General features: G+C 37.2%; 14 protein-coding genes. 10 read left to right on the plus strand and 4 right to left on the minus strand.

All coding sequences use genetic code 11. The features are described 5' to 3' along the window. Positions 1–1,094: 1,094 nt before the first annotated feature. A complete protein-coding gene (locus K6G87_RS18785) occupies positions 1,095–2,306 on the plus strand; it encodes a hypothetical protein (protein WP_296840739.1) in 1,212 nt (403 codons plus the stop codon). Here K6G87_RS18785 and K6G87_RS18790 read toward each other — a convergent pair. Continuing rightward, positions 2,280–2,945 (minus strand): hypothetical protein, encoded by a 666-nt coding sequence (locus K6G87_RS18790; RefSeq protein ID WP_296840741.1) that lies wholly within the window; start codon positions 2,943–2,945, stop codon positions 2,280–2,282. The genes K6G87_RS18785 and K6G87_RS18790 overlap by 27 nt on opposite strands. Positions 2,946–3,090: 145 nt before the next feature. After that, positions 3,091–4,182, minus strand: coding sequence for a hypothetical protein (locus tag K6G87_RS18795; protein ID WP_296840743.1), 1,092 nt, complete (start codon positions 4,180–4,182; stop codon positions 3,091–3,093). 160 nt (positions 4,183–4,342) lie between these two features. On the opposite strand from K6G87_RS18795, the gene K6G87_RS18800 reads away from it, so the two are divergent. The 6 genes from K6G87_RS18800 (at position 4,343) to K6G87_RS18825 (ending at position 13,820) form a co-directional block, all read left to right on the plus strand. After that, positions 4,343–6,088 carry a right-handed parallel beta-helix repeat-containing protein gene (locus K6G87_RS18800; RefSeq protein WP_296840745.1) on the plus strand — a complete coding sequence of 582 codons (1,746 nt, stop codon included), beginning with the start codon at positions 4,343–4,345 and terminating at the stop codon, positions 6,086–6,088. Between the two features lie 286 nt (positions 6,089–6,374). Further along, the gene (locus tag K6G87_RS18805) at positions 6,375–7,913 is read left to right on the plus strand and encodes a Na+/H+ antiporter NhaC family protein (RefSeq protein WP_296840747.1); all 1,539 of its coding nucleotides are present in this window, start codon (positions 6,375–6,377) and stop codon (positions 7,911–7,913) included. 156 nt (positions 7,914–8,069) lie between these two features. Beyond that, complete coding sequence (gene mgrA, locus K6G87_RS18810) at positions 8,070–9,056, plus strand: L-glyceraldehyde 3-phosphate reductase (RefSeq protein WP_296840749.1); 987 nt, start codon at positions 8,070–8,072, stop codon at positions 9,054–9,056. 386 nt (positions 9,057–9,442) lie between these two features. Further along, complete coding sequence (locus tag K6G87_RS18815; protein ID WP_296840751.1) at positions 9,443–10,432, plus strand: LacI family DNA-binding transcriptional regulator; 990 nt, start codon at positions 9,443–9,445, stop codon at positions 10,430–10,432. 288 nt (positions 10,433–10,720) lie between these two features. Next, a complete protein-coding gene (locus K6G87_RS18820) occupies positions 10,721–13,033 on the plus strand; it encodes a glycogen/starch/alpha-glucan phosphorylase (protein WP_296840753.1) in 2,313 nt (770 codons plus the stop codon). Positions 13,034–13,271: 238 nt separating this feature from the next. Beyond that, positions 13,272–13,820 (plus strand): SCP2 sterol-binding domain-containing protein, encoded by a 549-nt coding sequence (locus K6G87_RS18825; RefSeq protein WP_296840755.1) that lies wholly within the window; start codon positions 13,272–13,274, stop codon positions 13,818–13,820. Between the two features lie 226 nt (positions 13,821–14,046). Here the strand turns inward: K6G87_RS18825 and K6G87_RS18830 are convergent, their stop codons facing one another. Beyond that, the gene (locus K6G87_RS18830; RefSeq protein ID WP_296840758.1) at positions 14,047–14,601 is read right to left on the minus strand and encodes an anti-sigma factor domain-containing protein; all 555 of its coding nucleotides are present in this window, start codon (positions 14,599–14,601) and stop codon (positions 14,047–14,049) included. A gap of 15 nt (positions 14,602–14,616) precedes the next feature. Further along, on the minus strand, positions 14,617–15,072 hold the full coding sequence (locus K6G87_RS18835) for a hypothetical protein (RefSeq protein WP_296840760.1): 456 nt from the start codon (positions 15,070–15,072) through the stop codon (positions 14,617–14,619). 195 nt (positions 15,073–15,267) lie between these two features. Here K6G87_RS18835 and K6G87_RS18840 point away from each other — a divergent pair, with 195 nt between their 5' ends. From K6G87_RS18840 to K6G87_RS18850, 3 genes are all read left to right on the plus strand, one after another. Beyond that, positions 15,268–16,089: a transporter substrate-binding domain-containing protein gene (locus K6G87_RS18840; protein WP_296840761.1), complete on the plus strand. Its 822-nt coding sequence runs from the start codon at positions 15,268–15,270 to the stop codon at positions 16,087–16,089. Positions 16,090–16,101: 12 nt separating this feature from the next. Beyond that, positions 16,102–16,758, plus strand: a complete 657-nt coding sequence (locus K6G87_RS18845; RefSeq protein ID WP_296840763.1) for an amino acid ABC transporter permease — start codon at positions 16,102–16,104, stop codon at positions 16,756–16,758. A gap of 78 nt (positions 16,759–16,836) precedes the next feature. Next, the coding region (locus tag K6G87_RS18850) for an amino acid ABC transporter ATP-binding protein (RefSeq protein ID WP_296840764.1) at positions 16,837–17,570 on the plus strand (734 nt) is incomplete at its 3' end.

The raw sequence follows: 17,570 nt of genomic DNA on the forward strand, positions 1-17,570 counted from the left end.
TATCATATTGCAAGGATAGAAGGATGCGTATGATGTGCGAAGGTTGAGCTTATAATGGAGGTCTTAAGCCAGGCGGTTCCAATTAATATTTGCGGATAAGGGGGTGAATCTGTATCGTTTATCCGCAAGTTTTTATCAATCCTGGAGGTTTTAAATAAGATTTGCGGATAAGGAGCTGTGATTCAGTACCGTTTATCCGCAAGTCTTTATCAATCTTGGAGGTCTCGATTAAGATTTGCGGATAAGGGATTATGAATCAGTACCGTTTATCCGCAAGTTTTTATCAATCCTGGAGGTTTCGATTAACATTTGCGGATAAGGAGTTGTGATTCAGTACCGTTTATCCGTAAGTTTTTATCAATCCTGGAGGCTTTAATTAAGATTTGCGGATAAGGGATTATGAATCAGTACCGTTTATCCGCAAGTCTTTATAGATTTTGGAGATTTCGATTAACATTTGCGGATAAGGAGCTGTGAATCAGTATCGTTTATCCGTAAGTCTTTATCAAACTTGGAGTTTTAAATTAAAATTTGCGGATAAGGCATTGTGAGTCATTATCTCTTATCCGCATTATGTCATAGTTTCTTTGACCTTTTTAATCCTTCATCATATAATTACAAATAAATAGGTATATTTGTATTTTCATTATTCGGGTTTTGGATATTGAAGTCTATATTTTAAGTCATATTTAAGCGATATATATTACTATCTTTCCTTGCTGATATTTTATGTAAACTAACTCAAACTGTGCACTTATAAACAATCTAAGATCCTTGCAAATTTGATGTCCTGGGCAGTTAATATAGTATTTTCGAGTCTTTAAAAATCTTATTAAATTCAAGAGCTTGATAGATGGAGTTTTATATTCTTCTTGGGGTCCGCATGTCTGAGTGAAGCGAGTTTCGGACCCCGGAATATAAAAGTCCAGATATTAAGCCTTGAATTATAAGATTTTTGAGATTCGAAAATAGTAGATTAACTGCCCAAGGTAATCAAATTGCAAGGGAAGTAACTTATTTATAATGTGCGAAGTTTGAATAAACTAATTGTATAATGAGTATTTGCGTATATAAATGTTTGAAGGGATTATGTGATGGGAAGAAGACTTGCATGGTCAATTAAAAAAATTACAGCTCTTTTTACGACTATTACTGTAACTGCGTCATTGCAAGGATGCGGAGATATAGCGTATATATTAGATGATTCGGATGATTATCCATATGTGGATTATGATGAAGCATATCAGGCAGGATATGACGATGCTTATAATGAAAACTATGAATATGCATATGAAGAGGGCTACGAAGATGGATATTATTCAGGTCGTACCGATTCAGAAATAGATTCATGGGATGACTATTTAGAATACTGGGATGACGATCCTTACAATGAGTGGGATGAAGACGACTGGTATGATGAAGATGAGTATTACGATGACTGGTACTATGATAACTGGTATGAAGCAGATGGTAATAATAAGAATGCTGATGAATATGATGATTACTATGAACCATATGAGTCAACGGGCGGAACAGGAGTATTCAAGGGCGATAATGGAAGTAGTGATGCTCTGACCGGCAATATACCAGTAATATCAATTTATGTGGACGATGCCAATTGTACCTGGACAGATAGTAAAAGTGATAACAGAACATTTTCTCATACTATAGAATATCTTGATATTGCCTGCAATTATCTTATGGATGAAGCAGATAAGTGGGGACAGGATTTAAATCTTATTTATGACTTTTATGAAGATGAAGATCTTGGATATTCACTTACCATAGAATCAGATTCAGTAAAAGATTTTTACGGTGCAGATTGCGAGATCTGGTATTTTATAGAGAACAGCATTGATGTTGGTGCCATTCAAAAAAAATATGATGCGGACAGTGTTGCTATCATGGTATATGTCAACACAGACCGCTCAATAGAAGATGTATCCTGTACTACATGTTTTTATGCAGGATATGCTCTTGACAGCGTATATGAATTTTCATACATATTCATGCACAGTAATGGAGAAGAAGAGACTCCTGCAGCTTTTGCCCACGAAATGATGCATCAGTTCGGCGCCATAGATCTTTATATGGAAGATGAAGACATAGGTCTTTCCCAGGACGAAGTCGATACTATAGAGTCAGACTATCCCAATGACATAATGTATACAACATATCAGGAGATAACCTGGATTCCTATCTATGGCGAGGTTACCAATGAAATCTCTGAACTTGATGCCTATTATATAGGCTGGACAGATCACTCCGATCTTGTTGATTCATTCGGCCTTATGGAGAGATGGTGATACAGGCAGAAGTTCTTCTATGAACTTTGCCTTATTATACAAGTACATACCGTACAGATTTGCTTCTGTAATATTATCATCCTCGAGCACACATCTTGCCAGATTTTTAAGGCATGTGCCGGGGATGATTTTTCTTTCTTCATTTTTGGAAAAAGATATATAGGGCATCCTTGAAGCTGCTACTCCAGCGGTAAGTAAAGGACATTCAAGTTCTGGAACAGAATCTTTGACCGCATCATGCACTAAAAGAGTAAGAGGAATATTGCCTTCCCTTCCTCTGTATATCCTGTCAGGGTGAATACAGTCTTTATAATATCTTATGGGTCTTTGATTATCTTCTTTTAATGAATAATGCTTTATAAGACGTTTAACCTTTTCCGGATCACCTGAGCAATCAGTCATTATAACTTCAAATAACTTGTAATCCTGAGTCAATACGTTATTGATATATGAAAAAGGATAATCATCTGCCTGGACTATAACTGTGATCGGAAAATAGAAATCATGATCAAGCCTCTTATGAAGGAGCTTTTTCTGGCGCTCTTTGCGAACAGGCAGATAACTTTTTAATGATATAATAAAAAATACAGTTGAGAAGATAAGTAATACTACTGATACAATAAAGATTATTGTTTCCATAGACTTATATCCCCTTTGGTTTTATGATTGTTTAGCCGTATAATCCATTATTTTTAGATGACAAGCAGCTTATATATTATCAAGCGAGAGTGAAGTTTATTAAGGAGTTCATATATTATCAAGTGAGAGAGACTCATTAAGTAGCTCATATATTATCAAGTGCCGTGTGAAGCTCATTGATTGCATAAGATAATTCTTCAAGAGCATAAGCGTCTTTACTGTCTTCAAGCAATTTGATCTGCTGTTTGGTTACTCCAAGTTTTGATAATGATTTTGAACTGTTGATTCGTACATACCACCACTTGGAATGAATCGCTTTAAGAAGACAGTCTACAGCGTCAATATTTCCATTATTGTCATTGTAGTCTCCGATTGCAGAAGCGGCTACAGATACAGGTTCCCAGATGTCTGAATCAATATTATCATTTATGATATTTATAAGTCTTCTGGTTGTTTTTCTTCCGGGCTTTTTGGAAAAGAGTCTTATGGAAGCGCATCTTATATCTATATCAACATTTGGATCTGATGCAAGAAACATAAATCTTTCATCATGGTCATGGATATCTGCATATCTCATGAAATTTATTATTGCAATCTTGCAATGTTTATCAAAAGTATCAAAAACATTCATAAGACATCTTGCAAGTGATACCTTATCTCCGGTAAATGTCATGAGTCCGTCTGCCAGAAGATGTTCATTGTGATAGAAGTTTTTCTTTTTAATAGCATGAAAAGCATCTATGACAAGGGATTCACATCCAAAACTATAAATTGCAAGGAGGGCATTTTGACGAAGGTAGACTGAATCCTTGCCAAGATAGGAGAGCATTGTTTTTTCAAAAAAGGCATTGTGTTCTTTGTCTGTAATCTGGAAGGTAGACAAGGTATAAGCAAAAAAGCTTTTTATATCATCTGAAGTACTTCCAAATAGTGAACATAAATAGCGCTCATTTTTGTATAAAATACAAAAAGCAGAGGAAAGGTTGTCTACGGATTCAAAAGATACATCTGCAAATGCAGCAAGATTCTCAGGATTAAGTAAAAGGCGCAGTACTCCGTTTGGAACATTTCCATCACTGCTTTCGTATTTTTTGAGGAGCATACGCCATCTTTTATGACGCCTTATATTTTTTCTTGATAGAAGGGCCTTATTGCCTGATGTCCATTCGTTTAATAGAAGCCCTGCGGCGATAAGCCCTATGCTTATGATAGTTATGATTATAACAGGTGCAGTCATAGTGCCTCCTTATAACCTTATTTAAATGGAACTATCATTTTGAAAAAACATAATCACGGTGTAAACAATATTAATTATCGGAATTTTGAACACTTTTATTTATATCTATTGTATTATATAGAGTGTAAGATAACCAGCTTTGGTTTTGTAAGGAGGTATTATGAGAAAAAAATTTGTTGTGTCCTTGTTTATGAGTATGTCACTGATTCTTACTTCTTGCGGCGCGCTAGATGCTTCTTTGGGTGCTGAAGAGGTTTCTGAGAAGAATGAAAAAAGCGAAACTAAAGAAAATACAACTGTAGTAGTTGAAGAAGATGAAACGGCAAAGGCTTCATCTGCAAAGGATAATGAGGAAGAAAACCAAAAGGATATAAGTGTAATAAGCCATAAGCTTTCGGCAGAGTTTGCAGATAATGAAGGCCTTGTATCTACAGGCTCTTATCCTGAGATTGTTGTTAACGAAGAATTTATGATGGAATATCCAAAGCTTTGGGCAGCTATGGTCAATTACAGCGATAGTATTGCAGAATCTACAATTCAGGATATTAAATGTTTTGGATATGGATCGCCTGAAGATGAGAACTCCACCTATCATTATGATATTTCCGCTGAAGTTGTAAGACTTGATGATAAGCTATTTACAGCAAAGGTTACTGAAGAATATGACTGGTCATATGCTGATGACAATGCGCCTTACTATTATTATGTGAATTATGATATCAATAGCGGAAGAAGAATATGGTCCGATTCATTTTTTGCCCAAAAAGAAGGAGTAGGACAGCTATTATATGATGCCGTTGTAGCAGCATATCCAAGGGAGAAGGATCTTGTAAATGAGACAACAGAAGAGGGCGTATCTGTAGCTCTGGATGCTATTAATTCAATGGTTGAGTATGATTATCTTCCATGCTGCATAATAGGAGATGAGTTCATAGTACATTTTGATGCATATTCTATTATGAACAATGATAATGAATATGATATTACTATTCCTGTTGATGATATCAAGGATTATATTAATAGCGATTATATAGATGATACGACAGGTGATCTTGATGAACTTGTAGAATATACAGAGGTAATTGATGATGCTGTAGAAGGAGAGCTTTACGAGTATGATGACGGAGAACCTGATTATGAAGAACAGGAAGAAATCCATGTATCTACTCCAGAAGAACTTATAGATGCAATTGCTCCTAACAGACATATAGTTGTAGAAGCAGGTAAGTATGATATAACCGATTATGTTCTTACACCCACAGATAAATTCCTTGAAGATCATGCATACTGGGGATATTCATCCTGGTGGGGCGAATACGGAGTATGTAATGTTTACAATATGACTATTGAAGGTGAAGATGCAAATGACAGACCTGAGATAGTAATAAACAGTCCATATTATGATGTATTTGTACTAAATGGATGTAAGGATGTAACTCTTAATAATCTTATAATAGGACACGATGCTCAAAAGGGTGAGTGCTCAGCTAATGTACTTGCACTATATTCTTCAAGCGGAATATCAGGAACCAATCTTGACCTTTACGGCTGCGGAGCATATGGACTTTACTGCAGTGCCTGCACAGGTGTATATATCTATGACTCCTGCATACACGACTGTACCTACGGTATTACTATGATCATGGAGGATTCAACAGACATATATTTCTATAATTCAGAGTTTATCAATAATAAAGAATATACACTTATAGAAAATTCTTATAATACAGGCTATATCTTCTTTACAGAGTGTACATTCAAGGATAATGAGGGCGATCTTTTCAGCACATATGGTGAGCCTGGATATATCACATTTACAGACTGCGAATTTGGAGATGCTGAACGAGAATACCTTGATGAGAATTTTGATATGGTCAATTATTATGAAGATGGAGCAGCAGGTTGATATATGACCAATGATTTTAAAGATGGAGCTGCAGGTTGATATGACCAATGATTTTAAAGATGGAACTGCAGGCTGAGATATGACCAATGATTTTAAAGATGAAGCTGTAGGCTTATATGACCAGTTATTATGAAGATGGTGCTGCAGGCTGATAAATGGTCAGATTATTATCATGTGAATTAGCGGACATCATTTGGTTCAAAAATTTTAGATATGCATCCTATTAAATTGTGCTATACTTTACTGTTGTAATAGACTAATGAAATAAATCACAGGAGGATCAAATATGTTTGCTAATTCACTATGGGCGCTTCTTCCCCCAATAATTGCTATTTTACTTGCTCTTATTACCAAAGAAGTTTATTCATCTTTGATGATAGGAATCATAACAGGAGGACTTCTGTACGCGGGATTTAATCCTGTTATAGCAATGAAACATATCTTTGTAGATGGTATGATAGCTCAGCTTTCTGATCCATGGAATGTTGGTATTCTTATATTCCTTGTAGTTCTAGGAAGTATCGTAATGCTTATGAACAGAGCCGGTGGTTCGGCTGCTTTTGGAAGATGGGCAAGCACTCATGTTAAGACCAGACTTGGCGCGCAGCTTGCTACAATAGCACTTGGAACACTTATTTTTATAGATGACTATTTTAACTGTCTTACAGTCGGTTCTGTTATGCGTCCTGTAACTGATAAGCACAGGGTATCAAGAGAAAAGCTTGCATATCTTATTGATGCTACAGCTGCACCTGTCTGTATCATAGCACCTATATCATCATGGGCAGCAGCTGTTACAGGCTTTGTAGAAGGAGCTAACGGTCTTGAACTTTTTATAAGGGCAATTCCATATAACTTTTATGCTTTTCTTACATTTGTAATGATGCTGACTATATCTATAGGCAGATTTGATTATGGAAAAATGGCAGAAGCTGAAATGAAGTGTGGTATTACATCTTCTCCGGATGGAACCTTAAAACACTCAAGTCTTACAGGTGCTGAGGATCAGCCAAATCCACCAATATCTCAAAAGGGCAGGGTTATGCATCTTGTAATTCCTATAGTTGCACTTATAATATGCTGCATTATAGGAATGATCTATACAGGCGGATTCTTTGAAGGTGAAGGTTTTGTTACAGCATTTTCAAATGCTGATGCTTCTACAGGACTTGTATACGGATCTATGGCAGCTCTTCTTATTACACTTATATTCTACCTTGCAACAAGAGTCCTTGATTTTAACGAGTGCATGAATGCGATTCCTGAAGGCTTTAAGAGTATGGTTCCTGCAATACTTATCCTTACTCTTGCATGGACACTTAAGTCAATGACAGATTCACTTGGTGCTTCCGAATATGTTGGAGGCCTTGTTGAGAAGGTTGCAGAAAACGGAATGGTAATGGGACTGTTACCTGCTTTCGTTTTCATAATAGGAGCTTTTCTTGCATTTGCTACAGGAACAAGCTGGGGAACTTTTGGTATGCTGATCCCAATAGTAGTAAGTGCATTCCACAGTGATATCAATAACGAACTTATGATAATAGCAATTTCAGCCTGCATGGCTGGTGCAGTATGCGGAGATCACTGCTCACCTATATCAGATACAACTATCATGGCATCTGCAGGCGGACAGTGCGAGCATATAAAGCATGTATCAACACAGCTTCCATATGCTATCACAGTTGCCGCAGTATCTGTTGTATGCTATATCCTTGCAGGATTTGTACGTAACTGGCTTATTACACTTCCTATAAGTATAATACTTATGGTAGTAGTGCTTCTTGCAATCAAAAGATTTACAAAAGATAAGCGAGAAAGCTTATAACTTTAACCATGGGAAAATATGACATAAGAGTCAAAAGTTGTTTCGGTTTGAGCTTGCCCGATAACGAATATCAAGAAACAAAATGATCATAAAGGCGCGTTTTCTTTGGACGATGCCTTGTACATTCAATAATACTAATCATAAGGAGCTTTAAAAATGTACTTAGCAGATGAAAAAAGATATGACAAAATGAAGTACTTAAGATGCGGAAACAGTGGTCTTTTCCTTCCAAGAGTATCTCTTGGACTGTGGCACAATTTTGGATCTGTAGACAAGTTTGAGAATATGCTTGATATGGTGCATACAGCATTTGATAATGGTATCACTCACTTTGATCTTGCTAATAATTATGGACCTGTATACGGATCAGCTGAAGAGAATTTTGGCAGGATCATGGATAAGGATATGCGTCCTTACAGAGATGAGATGGTTATATCAACCAAGGCCGGATATGATATGTGGCCGGGACCTTATGGTGACCATGGTTCAAGAAAGTATCTTATTGCAAGTCTTGATCAGTCATTGAAGAGAATGCATCTTGATTATGTTGATATTTTCTATCATCACAGACCAGATCCTGATACACCTATTGAAGAGACCATGGAAGCTCTTTCTGATATCGTAAGATCAGGTAAGGCATTATATGTTGGAATATCCAACTATAATTCAGAGCAGACCAAAAAGGCTGCTAAGATTCTCAAAGAGAATCACACACCTCTTCTTATAAATCAGGTAGTTTACAATATGTTCAACCGCTGGACAGAAGATGACAAGCTTCAGGACACCTGTAAAGAAGTAGGCGCAGGAATGATATGCTTCTCACCTCTTGCACAGGGACTTCTTACTGACAGATACCTTAATGGAATCCCGGAAGATAGCAGAGCAAAGCGTAACCACTTCCTTCACGAAGATCAGATCACTCCTGAAGTAATCGATAAGGTTAGAAAGCTCAAAGAGATTGCGGAGGGTAGAGGACAGACTCTTGCAGAGATGGCACTTTCCTGGATCCTTAGAAGAGACAGAGTAACATCGGTACTTGTAGGTGCAAGCAGACCTTCCCAGATTCTTGATAATATCAAGATGATCGAGCACCTTGAATTTACTGACGATGAACTTGATGCAATCGAAAAGATACTGAAGTAATAAATCAGACTTTGCATATTAAATATTTGCTATTAAATCAGACTTTACATATTAAATAATTGCTATTTCTTACTATTTGATTGCCTTGGGCAGTTAATAAAGTATTTGCTTGTCTTGTATTTACCAAGAAATCTAAAGACATCGAAAATCCTTTATTAGCTGCCCAAGGTATTATATAACAAGCAAAAAGCAAAGCGTTTGCGAGTTTAACTTATCAATGACAATTCAAAGATATGTACCTTGGATTTATTCTGAGATTCGAAACTCGCTTTGCTTGGATATGAGGATTCCAAAGAGAATAAATACTGAATATAAATCATTTGTTTTGATATATAAAATTCTGTGCTAAACTAAAAGAAAACGTTTTTTTACAGGAAGGTGCAAAAGTGGTATCTATAAAAGATGTTGCAAAAGAGGCAGGAGTTGCCATTTCTACAGTATCCAAGGTACTGAATAATTATCCTAATGTAAGCGAAGATACTAAGGCAAAGGTAATGGAGGTTGTAAACAGGCTGGGCTTTGTTCCTAACACAGTTGCGGCTACATTATCTTCCAAGAATTCAGGACGAATTGCCCTTCTTATTAAACTGAATGTTGAAACTCAGGCTATCGATGAGATAGATATGCAGTATATTGCCGGAGCTATCAGTAAAGCCAGAGAGCTTCAGATGGATGTGATCACTATTTTCTTTAGTATGATAGAGAATATGTCTCTTGAAGAGATGACAAGATATTTTGTCTCCCAGAGCATCAAAGGCATAATAATATATGGCATGTCCAAAGAAGATAAGGTACTAAGACAGCTTATAGAAAATGATACCTTTAAAACAGTAGTTATAGATGTTCCATTCATAGGGCCGTCTACTTCATGCGTAAGTGTCAACCAGGCCAAGGCTCAGTATGATGTAGCCAAAAAGACTATTAAGGAAAATAACTGCAGAAAGATTCTCTATATAGCAGGAACAAGGGACGGCTATGTAACAGATGCCCGTCTTGAAGGTATTAAGAAGCTTAAAGAAGAGCTGGGGCTTCAGGTGCTTATAAGGAATGGCAATTTTTCAGAGCTTCAGGCAAGAAATCTGACGCTTAAATATGGGAAAAATAAGGACTGTGTTATATGTGCTTCAGATCTCATGGCGATAGGAGCGATGAAGGCTCTTATAGACATGGATATATTCAGGCCTGTGTGCGGCTTTGATGGAATAGTTCTCATGGGCTATGTAGGTAAGCAGATGAACACTGTAAGGCAGAACTTTGCAGCTATATCTTCAAGAGCTGTGGAAGAGATGCAAAAGCTTCTTGACGGAGAAGAAGGTATAAGAGTTACAATGCCTCATGAGCTTGTAAGGCTTAAGTATGAAGAGATCATAAGGTGATCTTAATATGAGCTTTTTTAAAAGTAAAAGAATGATATAAAAATTGTAAAAATATGCTTGCGGAAAACGTTTTCTTATGCTAAGGTAATATCATGAAAACAGAAAACGTTTTCTATGCCGTTAATTTTGCTGTATTATTTATGTAAGACAAGCGTCCAACTTGTTTTGGCGAGACTATCCTGAATTTTAAAGATATCTTTTTTGCCAAAATAAGGTGGACAACAAAAAGAAAATAATGTGCCGGTCATAGCCGGTGATTTATGTTCCTTAATGGGAAAGGAGTTTTTTATGTCAACAAACATGCAACGTGATATTCTTGTTCTTAATCTCGAAGAACAGATGGAGAGAAGTGCAGACAGACAGTTCGATAAGTCATTTTCAGACTGTACAGACAAAGAGGCTTACTACGTATTACTCGATGTTACTAATGAGCTTATGCGCGTGGCAGAGCCTATAGTTGGGGAGAAGAAGATTTATTATATTTCAATGGAGTTCCTTATTGGTAAGCTCCTTTCCAACAATCTTATAAACCTTCGTGTATATGATAAGGTCAATCAGATTCTTCGTAAGAATGGCAAGAAGCTTTCTGATATAGAAGAGTACGAACCTGAGCCGTCTCTTGGTAATGGCGGACTTGGTCGTCTTGCTGCATGTTTTCTTGATTCTATAGCAACACTTAAGTTTCCTGGTGAAGGAATAGGACTTAATTATCACTATGGTCTTTTTAAACAGGTATTTGAGAAGAATCTTCAGACAGCTGTAAAGGATGAGTGGCAGGAGAATAAGTCCTGGCTTGAGAAGACAGATACTACTTTTGATGTAGAATTTGGTGACAAGAAGGTTGTATCAAGACTTTATAACCTTTATGTCAGCGGATATGATTCAGGTATCAACAAGCTTCGCCTTTTTGATATTGAAACAGTTGATGAGAAGCTTGTTAAAAAGGGTATTAACTTTGACAAGACCAAGATTGAAAAGAACCTGACTCTTTTCTTATATCCTGACGATTCTGATGAAGCTGGTAACCTTCTTAGAATATATCAGGAGTACTTCCTTGTAAGTAATGCAGCTCAGCTCATTCTTCATGAGATGAAGGAGCGTCAGTATGATCTTCGTAAACTCTACAATCATGCTGTTATCCAGATCAATGATACACACCCAACAATGATCATTCCTGAGCTTATAAGGATCCTTGTAGAAGAGAAAGCATTCTCTATGGATGATGCAATTGATGTTGTATCAAAGACCTGCGCTTATACTAACCATACAATTCTCGCAGAAGCGCTTGAAACATGGCCTCTTGCATATCTTGAGAAGGTTGTGCCTCAGCTTGTTCCATATATCAAGGAGCTTGATAAGAGAGTAAGAGCTAAGGTTAAGAACAAGAAGGTCCAGATCATCGATAAGGACAAGAAAGTTCACATGGCATTCATTGATATTCATTATGGCTTCTCTGTAAACGGCGTTGCCGCTATCCATACAGAGATCCTTAAGAATACTGAGCTCAATGATTTTTATAAGCTCTATCCTGAGAAATTTAATAATAAGACCAATGGAATCACCTTTAGAAGATGGCTCCTTTCATGTAATCATCCGCTTGCTGATCTTATAGCAGATACAATCGGAGATGGCTACAAGAAGGATGCTAACCGTCTTGAAGAGCTTCTTGATCATGAGAATGATGAAGGCTTCCTTGATCGCCTTGACAGTATTAAACAGGAGAAGAAAAAAGATCTTGCTGCTTATATAGAAAAGCATGAAGGTATTAAGATCGATCCTACATCAATTTACGATATCCAGGTTAAGCGTCTTCATGAATATAAGCGTCAGCAGATGAATGCACTTTATATTATTCATAAGTATTTGGAGATAAAGAGTGGCAAAAAGCCTGTTCGTCCTCTTACATTTATATTTGGCGCAAAGGCTGCACCTGCTTATGTTATAGCTAAGGACATCATCCACCTTCTTCTCTGCCTGCAGGAGATCGTTAACAATGATCCTGATGTAAGCCCATATATGAAGGTTATATTCGTTGAGAATTATAACGTAACTTATGCTGAACACCTTATCCCTGCAGCAGATGTATCAGAGCAGATATCTCTTGCAAGTAAGGAAGCTTCAGGAACTTCCAACATGAAGTTCATGCTTAACGGTGCTATTACTCTTGGAACAGATGATGGTGCTAATGTTGAGATACATGACCTTGTTGGTGATGATAATATCTATATTTTTGGTATAGATTCAGATACAGTCATAAAGCATTACAAGAAGGCTGACTATGTATCCAAGAAGTACTATGAGAAGAGCCCTGTCATCAAAGAGGCTGTAGATTTCATCGTAAGTAAGCAGTGCCTGAAGGTTGGTAAGAAAGAGAATCTTACAAGACTTTATAACGAACTTTTAAATAAAGACTGGTTCATGACTCTTATCGATCTTGAGTCATATATTGAAGCTAAAGACAGAATCTTTGCAGATTATGAGAACCGTGATAAGTGGAAACATATGATGCTTGTAAACATCGCAAAAGCAGGATATTTTTCATCAGACCGTACTATTATGGAATACAACAGAGATATCTGGAAGCTTCAGAAGGCAGATTAATATAATTAAACTCCTCACATTCTTTTGTGGGGAGTTTGTACCATTAATGCTTATTTTATACAAATATTATTAAAAATATTAGTAAAAATTTGAGCAGGACTCTACATAAACGCAAAAACGTGATATACTGTCTTTAAAATCATTGTTTCAAAAATTGAATTAAATAAGAGGACTAGAGGCACATGCTTTACATTAAGTAGCCGGGCCAAAGGGTTCTAAACGAAAGGGAGGACGTATTATGAAGTATTCAGAAGTTGTAAAGTCAGCTAAGAAAAAAGTCTCAGTACTTGATGCATCAAAGATTCATGATCACCTTGCCATAGAATTTGATGTTGAAGGTGATGGAGAAGGCGCATTTTATGTAGAACTTTCAGATGGTAAAGTTCAGGTTGAGCCTTATGAGTACTATGACAATGATTTCCGTGTACGCGGAAATGCAGATTCAATCTTAAAGCTCCTTGATGGTGGAAGCTCACTTAAGAGCGCTCTTGGCGATATCAGGATCGAGGGTGATGTTTCTAAGGCAGCTTCTCTTGAGACTATTCTTTCAAACCACAAGCTTGCTACAGCAAAGAAGGAATCAGTAAAGCTTACTACTACTAAGAAAGAGTCCAAGAAGCTTACAACCACAAAGAAGGAGTCTGCAAAGCTTACAACCACAAAGAAGGAGTCTGCAAAGCTTACAACAGCTAAAAAAGAGTCCAAGAAGATAGCAACAGCAAAGAAGGAATCCGCTAAAATCACAAGTAAGAAAGACTCTACTAAAAAGATAGAGAAGAAAGACTGATCATTTTTGATCGGAAAAAATCATATAAAGCCTTAAGGCTTTACCAATAAAAATCCGCGTACTTGCATCTGCTTGTACACGGATTTTTAAGGTGGTGCTATATATAATTTCATACCTTCTGCATATATTCCGGAAGTGTTTTTTATGTTAACTGCCATTTGTCTGGTTTAGTCGTGCCGTATATCAATTGCCATTTGGCTGATTCAGGCGCACCATGAGTCTACAGTCATGTGGATTCCGAAGGTGCACCCTGCATCTGTCCGTCAGGAGCCTGACCATCAGGCATCTGTCCATCAGGAGCTTGGCCGCCGGGACCCTGCTGACCATTATCTGAAGGAACGTCAGCAGGAACTTCACCATCAGTTCCAGGCTGCGGCATATCGCTACTTGTATCTTCTGATGATGAATCTGAAGTATCTGCTTCATCATCAGTACTTGTATCGTCAGAAGATTCACTCGAAGCATCTTCTGAAGTTTCTTCGGTTGAAGTATCTGAAGAAGCATCCTCTGATGAAGCTTCCGAAGATGAAGAACTTACTGCTGAATCATCAGAGTCTGAATTTTTACCAACTGCATATAAGCCAAATATTGTGAATATCATAAGGACAGCTATAGTTCCAAGTACTATTGAAACATTTTTTAACATGCCGGAAGGTCTGTTTGCATTTCTTATATTGATCCTTTGACCTACCTCGTAACTTCCTCTTATCCTTACTACGTTTCCTTCATCTGTAAGTACGACTGTCTTGTTGTTTTCTGAAGAAAGCACTATTCCTTTCATTATGTTATATCCCCCTTATTCATCACCAAATACGTAATCAAAATATGGTTGCAGATCGGGATAATTGCCGGTTATTACAAGTGCTGCCATTACAATATATCCCTCATGAGCTTCTATTATTTTAGGGGCTATCTTTGCTCTCTTAGATAGAAGTCTAATAGGAAGATATCCTTTTTCAAGCATAGCACCCATCATCTTCTGATCCTTTATTAGAGTGCAGATTATATCAGCGCAGTCATATTTGTCTTTTTGCTTTTTGGGGGAATCCTTGGCTATATCCAAAAAAGTAAAACCAAAAGGATAAAGCTCCTGATCAAGACAATCGATCTGGCTTTGTATATTACTAAGTCCATTTGATCTTTTACTTTTGGCTGTTGATTCATTTGAGTAGTTATAGCCGTTTTCATCAAATTCGTCATCGATCACTGTATAGTTAGTGTCAATTGGTTCTTTGTAAGTTGCTTGTGTCATTTTATCCTCTCTCTATCTTACCTCGATAGTTTCTTATATATTTTCTTATCTTAGTTTAGGCTCTGATATTAAAATTAAACTAAAAATCGATATCATATAATTCATATGTAAAAGTTGACAGGCTTTACACATTTAGTTTAGTATGGTACAGTGATAAATAACTAAAAAGTAGAGATGAAAGATGGAGGGATTATTATGAAAAAGAAAATGATGGCGCTTATTACAACACTGTCAATTGCTCTTAGTATGACAGCATGTGCAGGTTCACAGGCTTCAAATGATAATAGTCAAAGCAGTAATGAAACACAGGAAAGTGATGTTTCATATATTAAAGATAAAGGAACTTTAATAGTTGGAATCACAGATTTCGCACCTATGGATTATAAGGATGATAGTGGTCAGTGGATTGGATTTGATGCTGATATGGCCAAAAAGGTTGCAGAGTCATTAGGTGTTGAAGTCGAGTTTGTAGAAATAGACTGGGACAACAAGATACTTGAACTTGAGAATAAGTCAATCGATGTTGTATGGAATGGTATGACTCTTACAAGCGAAGTTACAAGTGCCATGGAGTGTACTAATGCATATCTTAATAATGCTCAGGTAGTTGTAGTTCCTGCTGCTGATGCAGATAAGTATAAGAGTGTTGAAGATCTTTCAGGACTTAGCTTTGCAGTAGAGTCAGGCTCAGCAGGAGAGCAGGCAGCAGTTGATAACGGCCTTACATATACAGCGCTTACATCTCAGGCTGATGCTGTTATGGAAGTTGCTGCAGGAACATCAGATGCATGTATCATTGACCTTTTAATGGCTGGAGCCATGGTAGGAGAAGGCACAAGCTATGATGGACTTACTCACACTATAGAGCTTACAACTGAGGAATATGGTATAGGCTGTCGTAAAGGTTCTGACCTTGCAGCATATATAAATGATCAGCTTAAAGCCTATTATGATGATGGTTCCATGGAAGAAGTTGCTAAAAACTATGGCGTACAGGAAGCAATAATTGCACAGTAAGAGGTTTTGCAGATGTTTTTACCAGTAACATTATCCCTTCTGGAGGGATTTCTTGGCACAATTAAATTATTTGCACTGACACTCTTGTTCTCACTTCCGCTAGGCCTTTTTATAAGTTTTGGCTCTATGAGCAAAGTGCCGGTTGTAAGGCTTCCGATTCGTTTTATCATATGGGTGATAAGAGGAACTCCTCTTATGCTTCAGCTCCTTATTATATATTATGGCCCTGGAATATTCCTTGGCCTTAATATATGGGGCGGAAGCAGTGACGGAAGATTTATAGCAGCTCTTGTTGCATTTGTAATAAACTATGCCTGCTATTTTTCTGAAATATACAGAGGCGGTATCCAGTCAATACCTGCCGGCCAGTACGAAGCCGGTATGGTACTTGGAATGACCAAAACACAGATATTCAATAAGATAATTCTCCTTCAGGTTATCAAAAGAATAGTTCCGCCTATATCCAATGAGATAATAACACTTGTCAAGGATACATCACTTGCCAGAGTCATTGCAGTATACGAGATTATCTGGAACGGTCAGGCATACATTAAGAGCGATGGAATAATATGGCCTTTGTTCTACACAGGCGCATTCTATCTTGCATTTAGCGGACTGCTCACCTGGCTCTTTGGATATATTGAGAAAAAACTTGGATATTTTAAATAAGGATTATATAAACGGCCATTTAATAATAAGGATCATATAAAAACGGTCATTTAATAATAAGGATCATCAGGAAAATATATGCCTATTTTAGAAGTAAGAGATTTAAAAAAGAAATTTGATAATACTCAGGTCCTTAAAGGGATAAGTTTTGACCTTGAAGAAGGCCAGACTATATCTATTATAGGATCTTCGGGAAGCGGTAAGACAACTCTTTTAAGGTGCCTTAACTTTCTTGAGAATGCAGATGAAGGAACTATATCAGTAAGAGGAGAAAAGCTCTTTGATGGTAATAGTCCTGTAACTGATACCAGAATGCTAAGGCAGATGAGACTTCATTTTGGTCTTGTGTTTCAGCAGTTTAATCTTTTCCCTCAGTATACAGCTCTTGAAAATGTCACTCTGGCTCCGCTTCTTGCAGCTGATGGAGCTGATAAAGAGAACATAATAAATCATGGCAAGGAGCTTCTTGACCAGATGGGCCTTAAAGACAGAATGAGCAATTATCCTCATCAGCTATCGGGAGGCCAGCAGCAAAGAGTTGCTATTGCAAGGGCGCTTGCGCTAAAGCCGGATATTTTATGCTTTGATGAACCTACATCTGCCCTTGATCCAGAGCTTACAGGAGAGGTACTTAAGGTTATAAGAGGTCTTGCCAATAAGAAAACTACTATGATAATAGTTACCCATGAGATGGCATTTGCAAGAGACGTTGCTGACCTTGCCATCTTTATGGATAATGGTATTATCCTTGAACAGGGACCTGCAAAAGAACTTATAGATAATCCCAAGAAGGACCGCACTAAGCAGTTCCT

Source organism: Butyrivibrio sp. (genome assembly GCF_024699075.1).